18 protein-coding genes are annotated in these 19,114 nt (G+C 37.8%); all 18 read right to left on the bottom strand.

Features of this window, described 5'->3' with window-relative positions:
* Positions 1-46 precede the first annotated feature (46 nt).
* A complete protein-coding gene (locus tag AOB46_RS18445) occupies positions 47-556 on the bottom strand; it encodes a hypothetical protein (protein WP_062702130.1) in 510 nt (169 codons plus the stop codon).
* A gap of 144 nt (positions 557-700) precedes the next feature.
* Positions 701-949 carry a hypothetical protein gene (locus tag AOB46_RS18450; protein ID WP_062702133.1) on the bottom strand — a complete coding sequence of 83 codons (249 nt, stop codon included), beginning with the start codon at positions 947-949 and terminating at the stop codon, positions 701-703.
* A gap of 71 nt (positions 950-1,020) precedes the next feature.
* Positions 1,021-2,196, bottom strand: a complete 1,176-nt coding sequence (locus AOB46_RS18455) for a hypothetical protein (protein WP_062702135.1) — start codon at positions 2,194-2,196, stop codon at positions 1,021-1,023.
* A gap of 3 nt (positions 2,197-2,199) precedes the next feature.
* A complete protein-coding gene (locus AOB46_RS18460; RefSeq protein WP_062702137.1) occupies positions 2,200-5,232 on the bottom strand; it encodes a peptidoglycan DD-metalloendopeptidase family protein in 3,033 nt (1,010 codons plus the stop codon).
* 17 nt (positions 5,233-5,249) lie between these two features.
* Positions 5,250-5,753, bottom strand: a complete 504-nt coding sequence (locus AOB46_RS18465; protein ID WP_062702139.1) for a DUF4280 domain-containing protein — start codon at positions 5,751-5,753, stop codon at positions 5,250-5,252.
* A gap of 37 nt (positions 5,754-5,790) precedes the next feature.
* On the bottom strand, positions 5,791-6,873 hold the full coding sequence (locus tag AOB46_RS18470; RefSeq protein ID WP_062702142.1) for a hypothetical protein: 1,083 nt from the start codon (positions 6,871-6,873) through the stop codon (positions 5,791-5,793).
* Positions 6,874-7,102: 229 nt separating this feature from the next.
* On the bottom strand, positions 7,103-8,488 hold the full coding sequence (locus AOB46_RS18475; protein WP_062702143.1) for an NADH-quinone oxidoreductase subunit N: 1,386 nt from the start codon (positions 8,486-8,488) through the stop codon (positions 7,103-7,105).
* Positions 8,489-8,636: 148 nt separating this feature from the next.
* Positions 8,637-10,130 (bottom strand): NuoM family protein, encoded by a 1,494-nt coding sequence (locus tag AOB46_RS18480; protein ID WP_062702144.1) that lies wholly within the window; start codon positions 10,128-10,130, stop codon positions 8,637-8,639.
* Positions 10,130-12,043, bottom strand: coding sequence for an NADH-quinone oxidoreductase subunit L (gene nuoL, locus AOB46_RS18485; protein WP_062702145.1), 1,914 nt, complete (start codon positions 12,041-12,043; stop codon positions 10,130-10,132). Before nuoL ends, AOB46_RS18480 begins: the two co-directional genes overlap by 1 nt.
* A 3-nt stretch (positions 12,044-12,046) precedes the next feature.
* Complete coding sequence (gene nuoK, locus AOB46_RS18490) at positions 12,047-12,376, bottom strand: NADH-quinone oxidoreductase subunit NuoK (RefSeq protein ID WP_062702146.1); 330 nt, start codon at positions 12,374-12,376, stop codon at positions 12,047-12,049.
* Positions 12,377-12,380: 4 nt separating this feature from the next.
* Entirely contained in the window at positions 12,381-12,878 is a 498-nt protein-coding gene (locus AOB46_RS18495) for an NADH-quinone oxidoreductase subunit J (protein ID WP_062702149.1), read from the bottom strand.
* Positions 12,878-13,435 carry a NuoI/complex I 23 kDa subunit family protein gene (locus AOB46_RS18500; protein WP_062702150.1) on the bottom strand — a complete coding sequence of 186 codons (558 nt, stop codon included), beginning with the start codon at positions 13,433-13,435 and terminating at the stop codon, positions 12,878-12,880. The genes AOB46_RS18495 and AOB46_RS18500 overlap by 1 nt, the downstream gene beginning before the upstream one ends.
* 173 nt (positions 13,436-13,608) lie before the next feature.
* Positions 13,609-13,764 carry a four helix bundle protein gene (locus AOB46_RS24110; RefSeq protein ID WP_410470275.1) on the bottom strand — a complete coding sequence of 52 codons (156 nt, stop codon included), beginning with the start codon at positions 13,762-13,764 and terminating at the stop codon, positions 13,609-13,611.
* Between the two features lie 230 nt (positions 13,765-13,994).
* Complete coding sequence (gene nuoH / locus AOB46_RS18510; protein WP_062702152.1) at positions 13,995-15,056, bottom strand: NADH-quinone oxidoreductase subunit NuoH; 1,062 nt, start codon at positions 15,054-15,056, stop codon at positions 13,995-13,997.
* Between the two features lie 78 nt (positions 15,057-15,134).
* Positions 15,135-16,133 carry a 2Fe-2S iron-sulfur cluster-binding protein gene (locus AOB46_RS18515; RefSeq protein WP_062702155.1) on the bottom strand — a complete coding sequence of 333 codons (999 nt, stop codon included), beginning with the start codon at positions 16,131-16,133 and terminating at the stop codon, positions 15,135-15,137.
* A gap of 44 nt (positions 16,134-16,177) precedes the next feature.
* Entirely contained in the window at positions 16,178-17,059 is an 882-nt protein-coding gene (locus tag AOB46_RS18520) for a hypothetical protein (RefSeq protein WP_082377245.1), read from the bottom strand.
* A gap of 7 nt (positions 17,060-17,066) precedes the next feature.
* Positions 17,067-18,425 (bottom strand): NADH-quinone oxidoreductase subunit NuoF, encoded by a 1,359-nt coding sequence (gene nuoF, locus AOB46_RS18525; protein ID WP_062702157.1) that lies wholly within the window; start codon positions 18,423-18,425, stop codon positions 17,067-17,069.
* 102 nt (positions 18,426-18,527) lie between these two features.
* Positions 18,528-19,037, bottom strand: coding sequence for a complex I 24 kDa subunit family protein (nuoE, locus tag AOB46_RS18530; RefSeq protein ID WP_062702158.1), 510 nt, complete (start codon positions 19,035-19,037; stop codon positions 18,528-18,530).
* Positions 19,038-19,114: the final 77 nt, after the last annotated feature.

Genomic DNA, 19,114 nt, shown 5'->3' on the forward strand with positions numbered 1-19,114 from the left:
TTTATAATTTTTCATTGTGGTTGGAAAGTCCAAAGGTAATCTGTTTTTATTGCTTTTCAATCTTATATTTTTCCTGTTCTCCTACTATTGATTCCATAAGGTTACCTTCAAGGGTTAATTGATCTGTCCTGGTGAGGGTCAGGGATTTTCCTGTGGATGGATCTTTTAACTTCAGTTCTTTGGGGGATTGGCTGATTACTTCCATGTTTTTTTTAAGGATTTCAACATAAGAGTCAATAACAAAAATGGCTTTTTTATCGTGAATATCCAGTTTAATCTGGCCCCACGCCCTCGGATCTGCATATTCATCCTTTAATCTCAAAAATGTACCAAAGTATTTCCCGTTCCAGGTTAAAGAAGGGATGGATTGCTGTGAAACAGTTTTATCTGTATCAATTTTTCCGGAATCTTCTGAAATCTGTTTTTGGGAAATAATATTCTCTGCTTTGGAAACCGGAGCAGATTTCTGTTTGTTTTTGGAGCTATTAGTTTCCTTACAGGAAGAAAACGATACAACCAGGAGAAATAATAAAGTTTTTAATGTTCTTTCTATCATATTTTAATGACAAGGCTCAAGAATTAATGGGAGTTTACCACTGTTTTCTTTTATGAGAAGAAAATCATTGCTCATAAATTCCAGTTTTTGTTTTTTCATGTTATATAAGCCAATCCATTGCTGTGTATTTAATTATAAAAAGTATCATTTACTTCTGTCATATACCCTTTGAGGAATCTTTTTCAGGTTCTTATCCTGAGTTTTCATTAATGATATACAGGTGTGGTAACATTCCTTTGCGTTTACTTTATCCTTTATTTCCCAATAAGCATCTGCTATGTTTAAATAGGTAACTACTCTGGTTAAAAATTTTTCTATAATTTTTGTAAGTAGAAAAATAGCTTCTTTATTATTTCCTGACTGCTGTAAATAATAACTTATGTTGCTGTACATTTTGTTGAGTCATTGGAAATGTTGGTAATTGAATAAATACATTACTATGAATATGTTTTTATTATTGAAAATTATTTCAGTTTCTGTAGGATTTCTGTTGTTGTATCTTCAAATTTTATTTTCCCGAAGTCTTTCTCAGTCCAGACTTTTTCTGGAATATCTTTTTCATGATCACTTTTATCAAAATAACTTTCTCCATATTTATAAAGGTAAATTTCATTTCCATTAACTTTAAATGTAATGTAAGTATTGACCAATATATTATAGTCTGAACAGTCCTGATGTTCAATGGTAAAGTAATTATTTTTCACGGCAACGTTACTGAACCCCTCAGAAATACAGTTGTTTTGTTTATCAAATACCAGATGGTCATTGCTTTTCCACAAGGTGTTTCCTTTATAAATCTTTATGGGAAGATTAAAATGCTGTTGATCGTAGGTATCCTTATCTATACTGTTTTTTAAAACTTCAATTCTATATTTTTCCTGATCATTATTGAAATTTGTATTGACTTTAAGAATGGCTTGTTTAGGGAGTGAATTAACTTTCTCTACGTTTATAAGAGTTCTTATCTCATTCAGATTTTTATACTGTGGCTCATGAATTTCTTTGATGATCATATCTGGTTGAGTTGTATTACCATAAAAATATACATATGGCAATTCGCTTTGATTCTTAGGGATTGTATAATTTCCTTCTCTTTCATAATTGTTGTTTAATGATGCTAGAATTTTCTTATCAGCATTTATCACAATTTCTTTTATATCTTTCGGATATCCCCAGAATGTTTTTTGGGGATATCTACTATCCAATAAAGCTGGATTAAAATATAAAAGTGGGACCTGTTTCCCATTTTGAATGTCATATATTACATAGTCAACACCATCTTCATAGCCCTGAGCTCTGATTATTTCGTTTTGTTTATCATTATCTAGGTTTGTAAACCATTTCTTATTAATAGTCCCCCAAGGATAAGAAAACTGATAAATAAGTTTTCCATTTTTAAACCAATATTCATAAGATGTCGTAGCATCATTATCTGATGTGGTTATTATTGTTTCTTGTTCATTATCATTATCAAAATCTATATTTTCTTTGCTTTCTATTTTTTGATCTTTAGGAATAAATTGTTTAAATTTATTGTCAAGGCCTGAATGATTTTCATTTATTTTCTGCCCTGAAGTTTTTTTACATGCTAAGAAAAATAAATTAATAATAATTAGATATTTTAAAGTTTTTATTTTCATAAATTATAATCCATTTTGAGAGTTACGATCGGGACTTGTGTTAACAGCTTTTCCAAGTTCAGGTATTTCTGTTAAAGGATTAAATGAAGGCTTGGACATCTTTTCTGTACGAACTTCAAAATGAAGATGTGCCATTTTCGCTGGCTGTCCATAGGCGTTACCGGTTTGTCCTGTTTTTCCAATTTCCTTACCTGCCTCAAATTTACCTGTTTTATATTCTGAAAGATGACAATACATAAAGTAATATTTTTTTCCTTTATATGTTCCTTCTAAAAATGTTCTATGCCCATACCCTCCTGGGTCAGCCCTATAAGTGACTTCTCCATCAATACAAGCATATACAGGTGTGCCCACAGGAGCATATAGATCTAAACCGTCATGTTTACCACCAGTCCTTCCATGAAAATCACTTTTTCCTGGAGACCATTGTGTTTCAGAATACCATCCTCTTAGCTCCATTTTATCAAGAGGATTATGCCAAGAAGAATTGTCATCTATTTCATAACCTGTGCATTCTGTTACTTTGAAAATATCTATCATTCGTTGTAAATGCGACCATCTATCCTCTCGCGAAGAAGTTTTGCTATTAACAATATCAACAATTTTATCGAAATTTTCTCTCTTAACTCCTTTTTCTGCTTCATCTTGGCATCCATATTCTTTCCAATATGCCATACTGGCTACTGTACCTTCATTTAAATTGTTGATATTGCCTGCGTCTATATGTACACCAAACTCTGAATAATCGTTTTCTAACCTAGAATTTATTTTATCATACTTATCTTTTCCTGTAATTTGAATTATTCCACGACCTCTATATTTCCATCCATCTCCACTAGCAGCGTCACCATTACCATTTCTATTAGCATAAGCATTATTTGCAATAGCTTCTGGATTAGCTGGATGTTCAGGTGTTCTTCCATCTCTATAAGATCGTTCCTTATTTTGATAATAGTAGCTAAATATTACTTCGTACTTATTTTTTTTTGGATTCCATTTCCCTTTATATAAAACATCCGCTGAGTAATTGAGATTCTCTCCATCCTTAACATTCATTGATGTACCTATTTCTTCTCTGACTTGGGCAAAAAACTGAGCTTTTTGTTGACAAGTATTTAGTCCCAATTTACTGTTTGCTTTATTAAAAGCATCTTTTAATTCTCTTCTTTTATCTTCCGTTGCATCAGGAAATATGCTAATTAGTTCTTCTACAGTTAAAGTGTCACATCTCGAACATTTTTTAGAAACCTCAAAATACGCCCCCTCCTTCTTCAAAAACTCCTTATCATGCTGTTTCTCTCCCTGCGTTTTGGCGTGAAGATACAACAGTTCCGGAACTTTTTTCAGTAAGTTAAAAGTAATTGTTTTTCCGGCTTCATAATTTTTTATTTCTAGTAACTTTTCTATTTCTTCTACACTGGAAGTTTTACCATTTTCTATTTTAGGATTTTTAGAATTCCCTTTTTGGGCATTGTCGAGGATAATCTGGGCAATGGATTTCTTTTTAGCTTCATCAGTAATGTTGGTATTGCTTCCGAATGTATAGGTATAGGTTCCGTCCTTTTTTCCTTTGGTTATTTTTTCTTTCCATTGCTTCAGTTCATCGTCAGATTTCGGACGGAGATGGACCGGGATTTTAACCATATTATCCTTTACGGTGCCTGAAAATTCGGTTTTTTCGGTTCCAGGAACTACTCCGGCTGGTGCTTTTTGGTCCATTTGTTCTTCGGTTATTTCGAGGATGGGAAGAACTGTATCGGCCGTACCTTTGATAATTCCGTCTTTTTCTTTAATGGAGATTTTAACCTGTTTTCCATCAAGAAGCATCGTTCTGGCAACAAGATAGAGTTTATCTTCCAGTGGCGCACTGTCAACTCTTTTAAATTCCGGACCTAATTTAAGTGTCTTAAAGGTAACTGTCTTTTCATTGGTTGTGTCCTTGCCATAAGCATCGGCGGTTAATGCAGCAGCAATTATTTCAAGTGTGGTATATTTTTTCTGAGATTTCAGACTGTCTTTAACTTTATTGAGAATGGTCTGAGCCACTTTATTTTTCTCTTCAGCAGTAGATGTTTTATTATTCTGTTTGCTTCCTCCGAAGGTGTAAGTATGGGTTCCGTCTTCTTCTCCCGTTTGTTTTGTATATTCTTTTTTAGCAAAATATGCATTAAGAAGATCTTCCGTTTTCTGTTCATTAACGGTTGTAGGAGAGAGACCTCCCGGTGGTGGAGAAGCTGGTGGCTGGGTATTATTGGCTTGTCCGTGAGCTGTTTGAGGTTCAGGTGGAGGAGTAGGTTGTGGCTGGGTTGTAGGTTGCTGCTGTGGTTGAGCCTGAGGTTTTCCGGATGGAGTGCGGATCTCATCAGGGGTATTGATATTAACGTTATCCGTCGCATGCTTCTTATGAGCATAATACTCCACAGTAACATAAAACTCCAGCTGCTTGGGATCAGTTTCGCCTTCCATCGCTTTTTTCATCAGGGCTTTGGTGAGTAAAAATTCAGCTCTGGCAACTCCGTTGCGCACTTTTTCTTTTTTACTGTCTATCTGCAGGTTTTTATTGTTGTGTCCTGAATCTGCTGCGTCATCTTCCCAAAGCGTAAATTGAAGATACTGGCCTTCCAGATTCATACATTTGGCTTCTGCGACCAGTTTTTCCGTGAAGCTGAAAACAGTTCCGGGAGTATCGTCTATATATTTTAATTCAACTTTATTGATTCGGGGAACATCGCTGGGCTGAGGCTGTATTTCCAGCGCCATTGGAGCTCTGCCTTCCGGATTATGGAGATAGGCTTCAATTCTGAAGGTATCTTTATAAGCTGTTGTGTTAAAGGTAAAGCTGCTTACTCCTTTTTTCTTAATATTGGTAGGGACAAATTTTCCGTTTACCTTTTTGAAAAGATGCCAGGTAACGAGGGCCGGATTTCTTTTCTCGAGTGGAGTGGCAGGATACCATTCATCAATTTTATAAGTAACCCGTTCTCCTACTTTTGGTTTGGTATTTCCCGATATTTTATAAATTCCTTGTTTTGACATGGCCGAAAAGTTTTTGATTAGTAGGCATCTGGTTCAGTGTCCTGCATTTCCTTCTGGAATTCCTTGAAATTGATGAAGGGATTGATGTGATGCTGTTCCTGGGGGTCTGCTTTTTTTACATTCTGCTGAGTCATCGCTGAGGTTTGCCCATGTTCCATGATGGTGATCTTTCCGCCTGTGGTGCACATAAGCTCAGAGATCTCCGTAACACAGCTTTTGTCCATTACCTTTACTTTTTCATAGGTTTTCTGCCATTTTCCTGCAGGAGCGTAAGTGCAGGGAAGGTACCCACCGGATGAAGGCTTCAGTTTGCATCTTCCGAAACTTGGCCCAGAAGGATTAAACTGAAGATCATCTTCAGTTACGGCCAGATAATCGGTTTTGCCTTCTTCATTATTCCAGTAATGCTTCTGGTGAGAGGTTACTTTAAATTGCGGAAACTGGTCTCCCTGGTTACATTGGGCCTTTCCTTTCTGTATGACGAAATGTTTTCCGTCATGTGGTGATGCGGAACCGGACATATTTTGCGTTTTTTGGTGTTGTTCCAAAGATACTAAATTATTTTAATTGCTTTTCCAGTGTAAATACTTCTTTTTCAGTTACATTTCCGATCTGAATTTCAAAATGCCCTGTGATTTTCTGAACTTCCAGATCATTCCGGCTCATGCAATATTCCGCTTCATGGTGGCAGATTACTGAGTCGGCATTGAAAGATGATGATTCATCATATTTATGTTTGCTATCATAAAGTTGATTAAGGTTTCTGTAATCAACTGAAGTACCTTTCTGAACGACTTTCAGTCTATTATTATCGGTTGCATCCGGCTCTTTTGGTAAAATTCGGTTATACAGTTCAAAGCGGATTGGGGAAGCATTGGTAAGCCATGGAAGAAACTCATGGTAAATCCCGGAATCTGTCCAGCTCTCATATTGGGCGTTATAAAATGAGCCGGACAGAAATTGTATGGGCAATGTATTACGGATATCTGCCAGGATTTGTTTCTTATCTTCAGCTTTCTTTTTTAACTGATTAATATAAGAGGCAGACCATTCATCAGTAAAGTATTTTTTTAATGCCTCAAGTTCTTCTTTAACAATTGTTTCCGGATGATGAAATGCTGCATCTGTAAGTTTTCCTGTTTCATTAATTCTGATTTCCAAAGGGAATATAATTGCTGCACAGGCTTTGGCCAGACTGGATATTTTGCTGTCCGATTCATGACCGTCTTTCAGGGAACCAGACTGCTGCACTGAAAAAAGATGCTGGCCTTTTTCATGCTTCAGGTATTTTAGTTCTACCTGGTAACGATAATTTGTCAGCAGGGTATTGTCCTGATATTTATGATGTCTGGCTGTATATCTGCCCTCCAGCAGAGGAATCTTAAATGGAATTTTTCCGTGAGGCGGATGATAGTAGAGGCTTTCACCGTTTTCATTAATTTTTTTGTTGAGCTTCTTTATTTCATCACCAAAGGGAATATGAAGAAGGGTACCGGTTTTCAGCAGTATTGGATCTACAAGCCTATCGTGCAATGCACAATAAGCATTATGGAAATCTCTGATGTATTTCGGGTTCTCTACTTTCAGGTCAGAAGCAATCTTTTCTAAAGTATCGCCCGGAAGTGTCATGTAGGTGATCATGCGATAGGTGTTTTTAATGATGAATAAGTTTACCGTTATAGTTCAAAACAACGGGATTTATTTATCAGGATGTAATTTATAAAAAATTCCGCAAAAAACTTTCATCAGTGTTAAAGGCTGTAGTTTAGCCTGAGTTCCGGATAAGATAACTTTTCCAAACCTGAAATTTCCAATAAAAAAACCTTTCAGCTGCCTGAAAGGTTTTTATTTTCATATGTTTAATACCCAATTATAATCCGAACTGCTTTGCAAACAGGTCCGGGAAAATTCCCAGAAGAATAATGGATACAATAACGAATACCGCTACAATATTATAAGTAAGTGTTACTTTTTCTGAAGATTTGAATGTTGATTCTTTAAAGAAGAACATTGCAATGATCATTCTTAAATAGTAAGCAATGGAAAGGGCAGACCCTAAAACGGCTACCAACACTAAGAAAACCCCGTGTTGTGAATTCATCGCCTGGGAGAATAATGCAAATTTACCCATGAAACCTGCAGTTAAAGGTACTCCGGCCATTGAAAGCATAGAGATCGCTGCAGTTGTTGCCAGTAAAGGCTCAGTTTTAGCAAGACCTTTGAAAGCTCCGAATGAAGTCTCTCTTTTCAGTTTTTCTACCCAGATCAGGCACATGAAAACTCCCACTGTAGATAGTGAATAGGCAAATAAATAAAATGCCAGGTTATAAGTGGAAAGGCTTGTCATTCCGAAGAATACCAGCCCGATGTATCCCGCATGAGAAACAGAAGAGTAAGCAAGCATTCTTTTGGCGTTAGTCTGTGCAAGCCCCATAACGTTGGCCAAAAGCAAAGTGATGATTAAGAATACTCCCAATACATTGATCCAGTCCTGAGTAACACCAGCAAAACCGATCGTCATTAATCTGAACAGGGCAAAGAATCCGGAGATTTTTACAACACTTGCCATAAAAGCGGTAATCAGGGAAGGGGAACCTGCATATACATCAGGGCTCCACATATGGAAAGGCGCCAGTGCTACTTTAAATGCCAGTGCGCAAAGGATAAGCAATACCCCTAAAATGAACATAACATTGGTAGTATTGGCCAATCCGAATTCATGGATTTTATATAAATCGAAACTTCCGGCACTTCCGTAGATGAATGCAATCCCAAACAGTAAAAATCCTGTGGCAAATGCACCCATTAAGAAATATTTAATAGAAGCTTCGTTTGATCTTAAATCAGTTTTGTTGGCTCCGGCCATTACGTATAACGGAATAGAAAGGATTTCAATACCCAGGAACATCGTTACCAGATTCTGGTATCCGAAAAGAACGATTCCACCACATAATGCAAACAGCATCAGGGCGTATAATTCCGACTGGTGGCTTCTGTGGTTGCTGAATGCAAAACCTCCAAGGAAGAATAACAATAAGGTGGTTACAATGGATATTTTAGTGAACAACGCTGTATTAGCCGTGTATTCATACATATGTCTGTACTTTTCGAAGAAAGCACATTCAGGCATGAAGCTTACGTACAATGCAATGATCAATCCCAAAATCCCAATGTATCTTGCGAATTTTCCCTGTTCAAAAACTCCCGAAAATAACGCAATAACTGCCGTTAGGAAAACAATAATTAAAACACTCATAATATAGATTTGAGACGAGATTTAAATTGAAAGTAAAAGATTCAAAGTTTGAGGTTTTTCCGGATGATCTCCGTCTCTTATCTCTGCGTCTTTTATCTTTAGTCTTTCCTTATCTCTTATTTTTTAATTTTTAAATCTTTTAATTTTTTTAGTTAGCCATCGCTGTGTAGATAAACTTCACCGAACTGCCTACCATATCGATCACCGGTTGTGGATAAATACCCAATAGGATCACGAAAACTGCTAAACTTGCCAATACAGAGAATTCTACACCGGAAAGGTCTTTTGCTGTGCTTAGGACTGCTTCATCACCTTCACCGAACATTGCTTTTCCGTAGAATCTCAACAGGTATACTGCACAAAGGATCACCGTAAGACCAGCAATCACTGCTGCCAGTCCGTTGAAATCATATACTGATTTTAACAGGATAAATTCTCCGATAAATCCATTGGTCAACGGAACTCCCATTGAGCCCAATATAATGATCAGGAACAATACGGCAAATTTCGGAGCTACTTTCGCCAGCCCTCCCATCTGTCTGATATCTCTTGATTTAAATCTCTTGTACAAAATATCACAGCAGTAGAATAATCCCACAACGTTGATACCATGGGCAAATGTCTGTACCAAGGCACCTTCAGCACCTTCAATATTGAAGGACCCTCTTAAAGTAATTACTGCTGAAGCAAAAATTCCCGCTACCATTAATCCAACGTGGGAGAAAGAAGAATACGCAATAATTCTCTTCATATCGGTCTGGATAATTGCAATGAGTGCTCCGTGAACGATTCCTACAATAGCAAGAATAATCACGATCTGTCCTGAAATCCCTGCAATCGGAACCGGGGTGATAGGAAGTAAATAACGCATTACTCCATACACCGCCATCTTAAGCATGATCCCGGATAACAACATTGATCCCTGTGTAGGAGAGTAGGTATAGGTATCAGGCTGCCAGGTGTGGAATGGGAATACCGGTAATTTCACTGCAAATGCAAAGAAAATGAACCAGAATACCACAGTCTGCTGAGTTTCGTTAAGCTGCGCATTATACAGGTCTGTAAGCTCGAATGATGCAGAGTGGTTGTAAACATAGATCAATCCTGCCAGCATGAATAATGAACCAACGAAAGTATAAACGAAGAATTTTGTAGTGAACTCAAATCTTTTATTTTCCTGCCCCCAAAGTCCGGCAATGAACCAGATCGGAATTAAGGTTACTTCCCAGAAAATGTAGAATAATAATCCGTCTAAAGAAGTGAATACCCCTACAAGGCCGAACTGCATTAACAGAATCAGACCGTAGAATGTATTTCTGTAGTTTACATTTTCATTGAAAGATGATAAAATAATAATTGGTGCTAAAATGTTCGTTAATAATAAAAGCAACATACTCATTCCGTCAATTCCGAAATGAAGGGTACTTTTTATGAACTGAGACCAAGGGTAATTGATTTCATGCTGAAGTACACTGTCTACGGTTGGATTAAAATCAAAATCCGAAATAATGTAGAATGTTACAAGCATCTGGATCAATGCAATTCCCAGCGCCAAATATTTGCTGGAATTATTCTTCCAGGCAAAAACTAATCCCGAACCTACAAGAGGTAATAGTAATAATGTTAATAATAAACCAGACATTATTGTAATATAAAGTTAACAATCAGTATAATTCCCACAGCTAAAGACATGATAAGGATATAAGTCTCTACATTTCCGTTCTGGATACGCTTCATTGCTTTTCCGCTGTCTTCTGCGCCTTCGCCCACGAAGTCTACAAAACGGTCTAAGATTCCTTTATCAAACATCTTTCCTCCGCGTCCTAATCCTTCAACAGTTTTTACAATCAATGCATTGTAAAGTTCGTCTACATATAGTTTTTTAGCAGAAAGCTTTTCCCATCCGGTGTAGCTTTCTTCTGCAAGAGCCATTTTTTTCTTTTTCACATAGGTGTTTCTTACGATGAACCATACGGAGAAGAACATTAGTACTGTTGCTGCTAATAAGATCATTTCTGTGTTGAAAGGTACTCCTGAAAGAGTAGCTTCCATCTGCTTGAAGCTTTGTTCGGTAAGAACCGGTTTAAGCCATTCCATCAGCTTGGCATAATGTCCGTGTCCGATGAAGTGAGGAAGGTTGATAAAACCTCCAAGTACAGAAAGGATGGCCAATACGATCAATGGTAATGTCATATTAGACGGGCTTTCGTGTAAATGGTGTTTCTGCTCTTCAGTACCTCTGAATTCTCCGTGGAAAGTCAGATAGTACAGTCTGAACATATAAGTTGCCGTCATAGCTGCTAAAACAAATAAGATTACCCAGTAGATTGGATTTTTAGCAAAAGCAGCTACTAAAATTTCGTCTTTAGAGATCATCCCTGATAATAAAGGGAAACCTGAGATAGCTAATGTTCCGATAAGGAAAGTAGCGTGGGTAAGAGGAATGTATTTTTTAAGACCTCCCATGAAACGCATATCCTGTTCGTTGCTCATGGCGTGGATTACAGAACCTGCTCCTAAGAACAATAAAGCCTTAAAGAATGCGTGTGTCATTACGTGGAACATTGCAGTTGTATAAGCTCCAAGACCTAAAGCGATGAACATGAATCCAAGCTGTGAAACGGTAGAGTAGGCCAATACTTTTTTGATGTCATTCTGACGTAACGCGTAGAACCCTGCCAAAGCAGCCGTTAAGAATCCGATGAATAAAATTCCTCCCTGTACTGTAGGCGCCAAAGTAAATAAGAAGTTAGATCTCACTACTAAATAGATACCTGCTGTAACCATCGTTGCCGCGTGGATCAAAGCTGATACCGGAGTAGGCCCGGCCATTGCATCCGGTAACCATGTATATAAAGGAACCTGAGCTGATTTACCGGTTGCACCGATGAATAAACTCGCCGTAATAAAGATGATTACAGTTCCGTCCAATTCAAATTTTGAAGAATTCTGAGCTACGGTAAGGTAATCTACAGCATTCGTCTGAGAAGCGATCATGAAGATACCGATCAGTAATGCAAGGTCACCAATTCTGTTCATAATGAAAGCTTTTCTTGCTGCTTTACCATATTCCTCATTGGTATACCAGAATCCGATCAGCAGATAAGAACAAAGACCTACACCTTCCCATCCGATGAAAAGAATAAGATAATTGCTTCCCATTACCAAAAGTAGCATAGAGAAGATGAAAAGATTCAGATAAGTAAAGAACTTATAGAAACCTTTGTCGTGGCTCATATATCCGATAGAATATAAGTGGATCAGGGAACCGATACCTGTGATGATCATCACCATCATTAAAGAAAGCTGATCAATCTGGAACCCGAAATTAATCTGAACTCCGTTTACTCTGAACCATTCAAAAGCTCTTACAATTACCGGCTGGCTTTCGGAACTGAAATTCATGAAAAGACTTACAGCAATACAGAATGATCCGAAAACCACGGCTGTAGCCAAAGATCCAACCACCATTTTTGGAAGATGTTTTCCGAATAAACCGTTAATAAGAAACCCTAAAAGTGGTAAAAGTACTATTGCATACACTAAATTTTCCATTCCTTATCCTCTTAATTTATTAAATATACTTACATCTACAGAACGGGTATTTCTATACAGCATAGCAATAATTGCAAGACCTACCGCAACTTCTGCGGCAGCCACTACCATAATGAAGAAAACTAAAAGCTGTCCGTCTCCGTTTCCCTTATATGCTGAAAAAGCAGCTAATAAAAGGTTTACAGAATTCAGCATAAGCTCTACACAGCCCAAAATAACAATAGCATTTTTTCTCAGCAATACTCCAAGCACTCCCAGACAGAATAATACTGAACAAAGAATGATGAAATAATTCAGAGGGATGCTTTGTATGAATGTATTTACTTCTCCCATAATTTTATAAATCTTTTTTACCGATTAATACCGCACCTACAATACCTGCCAAAATCAGGATAGAAGCAAGTTCAAACGGTAAAACATATTCATTAAACAAAAGTCTGCCCAGATTTTTCGTGAGACCCACCCCTTTATCTACATTTTCCAGTACAATGTGGTTGTCGCTTACTCCTCTGAATACTCCTAAAACTCCAATTAAAAGAAGACCTGCTGTAAAAACTCCAACAAATTTTAAAGTATTGTTCTTCTTACTTTCGTCTTGCTTATTAAGGTTAAGCATCATCAGGATATAAAGGAATAATACCATGATGGCACCGGCGTACACTATAATCTGAATGATTGCCAGAAACTGGGCATTCAGAAGAATGTACATACCAGCAATGGAAAACATCGTAACAATTAATGACAGGATAGCATAGAGAGGATTTCTTGCAAACACGAAATACACCGCACTTGCCACTGCTAAAAATGCCACCAAGAAAAATAAAAACTGATCCATTATTTTACCGCATTTTTTTGTTTCTCGGATTGTCTTGTCGTGATGTCAATCCTTTCATTTATTTTTTCCACTAATTTATCTTTTCCGTAAATGAAAGAACCTCTGTTGGTTTCCACATCCACCAGTCTGTCGGTAAGATAGATGGCAGACTTCGGACAGGCTTCTTCACACATACCGCAGAAAATACATCTCAGCATATTGATTTCATATACTGAAGCATATTTCTCCTCTCTGTAAAGGTCTTTTTCCTCTTTTGTTCTTTCTGCAGCAGTCATAGTGATGGCTTCTGCAGGACAGGCTACGGCACAAAGTCCACAGGCTGTACATCTTTCCCTGCCTTCTTCGTCTCTTTTCAGAACGTGCTGGCCTCTCCAGATGGAAGCTCTTGGTTTCTTTACTTCCGGATACGAATATACTGCGGGAGCACCTTTTATCACGGTTCTTACAGCATGCTTAAATGTAATCCCCATTCCTGTGAAGATCGCAGGAAGGTAGATTTTTTCAGCAAGGGTCATTTCTTTATTGGAAACAACTTTTGATCTGTTAGTTAATTTCATTATATAATTTGAAATTTGAAGTTTGAGATTTGAAATTTATTAGTAAAATTTTATTTCTCAAACCCTTAATTATTAATTATTATTTCGTTTAAATTTATTTCCGTTATGCCCTGTCATTTTTAAATAATTTATAAATCCTGACAGTTTCTTAGACAAAGATATTGTTTGGCTTTTTAAAAAAAATTAAAAACTTCTTCATCTAAATAATTTCGGTCAAAAGCTCTGATTAATCGAGAACGAATTTCTCCTGCAGAACCTTTAGACATGGTAAGAAAGTTTATGAATTCTTTATTACCTTCTCTTTCAAACCCTTCGGTTATATTATCCATAATTGATGCAGATGATCTGTCAATCTGGTTTTTATCGTGGTTTAGAAATTTGGGATTCAACAAATATTCTTTCTGAATCAATTAGCAAAGACTTCTTGACTGCTGCCATATTTCTAAATCTTCAAAATTATTTATCGTTGCCATATTTGATATTTGAAATTATTACTCTTAAAATTACTAATTTAAAGTCATTCCGCTGAATCTCAAATTTCAACCATCAAATCGCAAATTTACTGGAACGCTAAAATTACAGCTCCTGTAATTAGTAGGTTCACTAATGCCATTGGGATTAATGTTTTCCATCCTAAGTGCATTAACTGATCATATCTGAATCTAGGAAGCGTCCATCTGATCCACATAAAAATAAGGATTCCGATTACTGTTTTCGTTAAGAAAGCAACAATACTTAAGATTCCTGCTACGTTTTCTCCCCAGTTCTGAGTTACCCATTCAATACCTGGGTAATTGTAGCCTCCGAAGAAAAGAACAACCATAAATGCATTGGAAATAAACATGTTCACATATTCACCGAACATATAAAGACCCAGCTTCATGGAAGAGTACTCTGTAGAATATCCCGTTACAAGCTCAGATTCACATTCCGGTAAATCAAAAGGGTGTCTGTTGGTTTCTGCCAAAGCAGCTACGAAGAAAACAAGGAAGGCAATCGGCTGATAGAAAATATTCCAGTTCATTCCGGAACCCCATGGGATAATTCCCCATAATTTTCCGCCAGTCTGGCTTTCTGTAATTTCTTTTAAATCTAAACTTCCTGTCATCATAATGATAGAAAGAAGTGCTAATCCCATTGCCAATTCGTAAGAAATCATCTGTGAAGAAGCACGGATAGCACCCAGTAATGAATATTTGTTATTTGAAGCCCAGCCTCCGATCATGATTCCGTATACCCCGATAGAAGCCATTCCGATGATGAAAAGAACTCCTACGTCAATATTGGCAACCTGAAGATCAAAAGAAGTGCCTGCAATATTTAAACTTTTACCCCAAGGAATAACCGCCCCAGTGATTAATGAAATAAACATTACCAAAGCCGGTCCCAATACGAAAAGAAATTTTTCAGCATTGGCAGGCGTAAAGTCTTCCTTAAAGAAGAATTTTCCACCGTCAGCAAGAGGCTGAAGCAATCCGAATGGTCCTGCTCTGTTCGGACCAATTCTATCCTGCATAATAGAGGCTACTTTTCTTTCCGCCCATGTAGAGTAGGCCGCTATCGTAAGAGACAGCAGGAAAAGCGCTAGTACAAGTATAAGTTTAAATGTTAGTAAATCCATTTTTATTTAGATATTAAGATGTCAGATGCTAGATGTCATTGTCTGAAGTCTGGTATCTGAAATCTGATGTCTTATTAATTATTTTTCGTCTTTTTCGCTGATTTCTTTCGCCATTGGGTTATCCAGAACTCTCAGCTCATCTTTAGGCTTTTCGTAATGGTTCAATGAAATAACAGAATGTCTGTCGATATGTCTTGGACCTTCAATGTTCCAGTCTGATAAAGCTTTTCTTTCGAAACGGCAGGTATCACAGATGAATTCTTCAACTTCACCCCACTGGTCTTTTCTTGCTGTTACCCTTACGATTTCATCACCTTTCATCCAAACGACAGCTTTTCCTGAACACTTATCACATTTACATGAAGCATTCATTGGTTTTGTAAACCATACTCTGCTGGCAAAACGCGCTGTTCTGTCTGTTAAAGCTCCAACAGGACATACATCGATAACGTTTCCGATGAAGTCATTATCCAGAGCTTTATTTAAGTATGTTGAAATTTCAGCGTGATCTCCTCTGAAAAGAATTCCGTGTTCTCTTTGACCTGTCAATTGGTTGGCAGCTAATACACATCTTGCACAAAGAATACAGCGGTTCATATTCAATTTGATGTTCGGACCAAGATCGTCAGCTTCGTAAGTATTTCTTTCGAACTCGGTTCTTGTGTTTTCTACACCATGTTCGTATCCTAGATCCTGAAGATGGCATTCTCCGGCCTGGTCGCAGATAGGGCAGTCCAGCGGGTGGTTTACCAATAGGAACTCTGTTACTGCTTTTCTTCCTTCCTGAGCCTTTTCGGAGGTAAGATTTTTCACCTCCATTCCGTCCATTACGTTGGTTCTGCAGCTGGCAACCAATTTAGGCATCGGGCGTGGATCTGCTTCAGATCCTTTAGAAACTTCTACAAGGCAGGTTCTGCATCTTCCTCCACTGGTTTCCAATTTGCTGTAGTAGCACATTGCAGGAGGTACAGATTTTCCGCCGATCTGTCTTGCCGCTTCCAGAATAGAAGTTCCAGGCAGTACTTCGGTGGTCTGTCCGTCTATCGTTATTTTGAATTTTTTAACCTCTTCGCTCATATTCTATGCTTTTCGCTTATGCTTTTAGGGCGTTAAGCTCTATTTTAATTATACTTTTTCGTGTTAAATGTATATCCTACCCCCGCAAGAACCTGTCCGAAAACAAAGTCCTGTCTGGCTTTATCAGGTTTATTATTTAATGTAGTTTTAATATCCCACATATTAATATATCCTGCTTTAGCTTCGGCTCTGATCATCCAGTTTTTCCAGAAAACCAGGTTAAGACTGGATCTAAGGTCGGCTCCCATACCTGCAACGTGAAAACGGTCGCTTCTTTCATTACCAAAAAGTTTTATATTACTTTTCGGGAACATTACTCCGAGCCCGGCACCATAAGACCATACCAGATCTATATTTTTCTTATGAATCAGGTTTTTATATTTTTCTAAACCTAAATTTTCATAATTAAGTCCGTCCGTATGCTCAAAAGTAAGAAACTGGGTGTCTGATAAGTCCACTTGTCCGTTCTGTACCATCCCTGCATATTTAGGATCTGAAATAGTTCCTGAAAAATCAACCGTCTGGTTCTGCTTCATCACATATTTCATGTGGTCTATTCCTAAAACAAGAGCCAGATTATCTTTTATAAAATATCCGATTCTGAAATTATACTGCGTTACGGTAAACCAGCTTGGATCGATGTAAACAATTCCGAACTTGGTAGGTTTATCTCTCGCCTGTACATTATTCAGCTGAAAATCATAACCGTTTCCTGAAAAATGGATATCAGAATTACTAAAAGCTCCTCTGTTCCAACCGTAGAAAAGGAAAACCTGTCCTTTTTTGCTCAAGGGCAGAGGCTTTTCTTTCTTTTCAGCTTTATATGGAGTTACCTCCAGTTTATATTCTTTGTCTAATGTATCTTTTTTAATTTGCCCCAAAGCAAAGCCCGACATCATTACGCCGACAACAAATAACTTCTTCATTCCTTAGCTACGCATTTTTTTCAACAGCCGGGATCGGATCAGCATAATTTGCCAATCCATAGTTTTGAGTCTGGGATAACTCAGGGTTTTTCACGTGCCATTCAAATTCATCTCTGAAGTGGCGGATCGCTGCTGCAACAGGCCACGCTGCGGCATCACCCAATGGACAGATCGTGTTTCCTTCAATTTTTCTCTGGATATCCCAAAGAAGATCGATATCTTCCATTTTTCCCTGTCCGTTTTCTATTTTTTTCAGGATTTTATACATCCACCCTGTACCTTCACGGCAAGGTGTACACTGGCCGCAGCTTTCGTGGTTATAAAATCTTGCTAAAGTCATGGTATGTTCCACGATACACTGGTCTTCATCCAGAACGATGAAACCTCCTGAACCCATCATGGTTCCGGTAGCAAAACCACCATCTGCAAGGGATTCATAATTCATGTATCTTGGTTCTCCGTTTACGGTTCTCAACAGTAAGTTGGCCGGAACAATCGGAACGGAACTTCCTCCCGGAATACAGGCTTTTAATCTTTTACCGTCTTTAATTCCTCCACAATATTCATCAGAGTAGATAAATTCTTCTACGGTAATGGTCATGTCAATTTCATACACTCCCGGTTTGTTGATGTTTCCACAGGCAGAAATTAATTTTGTACCTGTAGACCTTCCTACTCCAATTTTAGCGTATTCAGCACCTGTAATATCAATGATTGGTACCACTGCCGCGATAGATTCTACGTTGTTTACTACTGTTGGTCTTTCCCAAAGCCCTTTTACAGCCGGGAAAGGTGGTTTTAGCCTTGGATTTCCTCTTTTTCCTTCAAGAGATTCAAGCAATGCCGTTTCTTCACCGCAGATATAGGCTCCTCCTCCTCTCTGAACATAGATTTCAAGATCGAATCCTGTTCCTAAAATATTTTTTCCTAAGAATCCTGCTGCTTTGGCTTCTTCAATGGCTTCTTCCAGAATATCCGGAATCCATGAATATTCTCCACGGATGTAGATATAGGAAACGTTTGAACCTAAACAGTATGATGAAATAAGCATTCCTTCAATCAAAAGGTGAGGAAGAAATTCCATCAGGTATCTGTCCTTGAATGTTCCAGGCTCAGATTCATCTGCATTTACTACCAGGTGTCTTGGAACACCTTCTGGTTTTGCCAGAAAGCTCCACTTCATTCCTGTTGGGAATCCGGCTCCGCCACGTCCTCTCAGTCCTGAAGCTTTAACTTCTTCAAGAATTTCGTCAGGGGTCATTTTCAGGGCCTTTTCAGCTGCAGTGTAACCTCCCTGCTTACGGTACGTTTCAAAGTAGCGGATGCCTTCTATATGGGCGTCTTTAAGTAAAAGTTTTTTACTCATTGTTATTGGCTTCTTGCAATTGGCTTTTGGCTTCTTGCATTAATTATTATTAAACGTTAAGTGAATAATTTAAAATCTAAAATGTAGAATTTAAAATTTCTATTAGTCCAAAGCAATCTGTCCCTGTCTGCAAAGATCAAGGATTTCGTCTACTTTTTCTATCGTTAAATTTTCATGAAAGAATTTTCCAAGCTGCATCATGGGTGCATATCCGCATGCTCCAAGACATTCTGCCGGTTTCAGGGTAAACATACCGTCTTCGGTAGTTTCTCCGTCCTTAATGTTCAGTTTAGTTCTGATGTGGTTCAGGATCTTTTCGCTTCCACATACCATGCAGGGTCCTGTACGGCATACTTCCAATACATATTTTCCTACCGGTTTCATATTGAACATTGTATAAAAAGTAGCCACCTCATATACTTCAATCGGCTTGATACTTAGTAATCCGGCCACATAATCCATTACAGGTACGTCCAGCCATCCTCCGAATTCTTTCTGTGCCAAATGCAGAACGGGAAGAAGAGCAGATTTTTGTCTTCCTTCAGGATATCTTGCGATAATTTTGTGTACCTGTGCTAAACTTTCCGGTTTAAAAGCTATTGTTTCGCTCATTTTTTATCTAAGATTTCAGATGTCAGATTTCAGACATCAGATTTTAAATTTATATGTAAAGTCAAGAGTCTGACAAT

Origin of the sequence: Chryseobacterium indologenes (genome assembly GCF_001295265.1) — a bacterium.
Lineage (GTDB): Bacteria > Bacteroidota > Bacteroidia > Flavobacteriales > Weeksellaceae > Chryseobacterium > Chryseobacterium indologenes_A.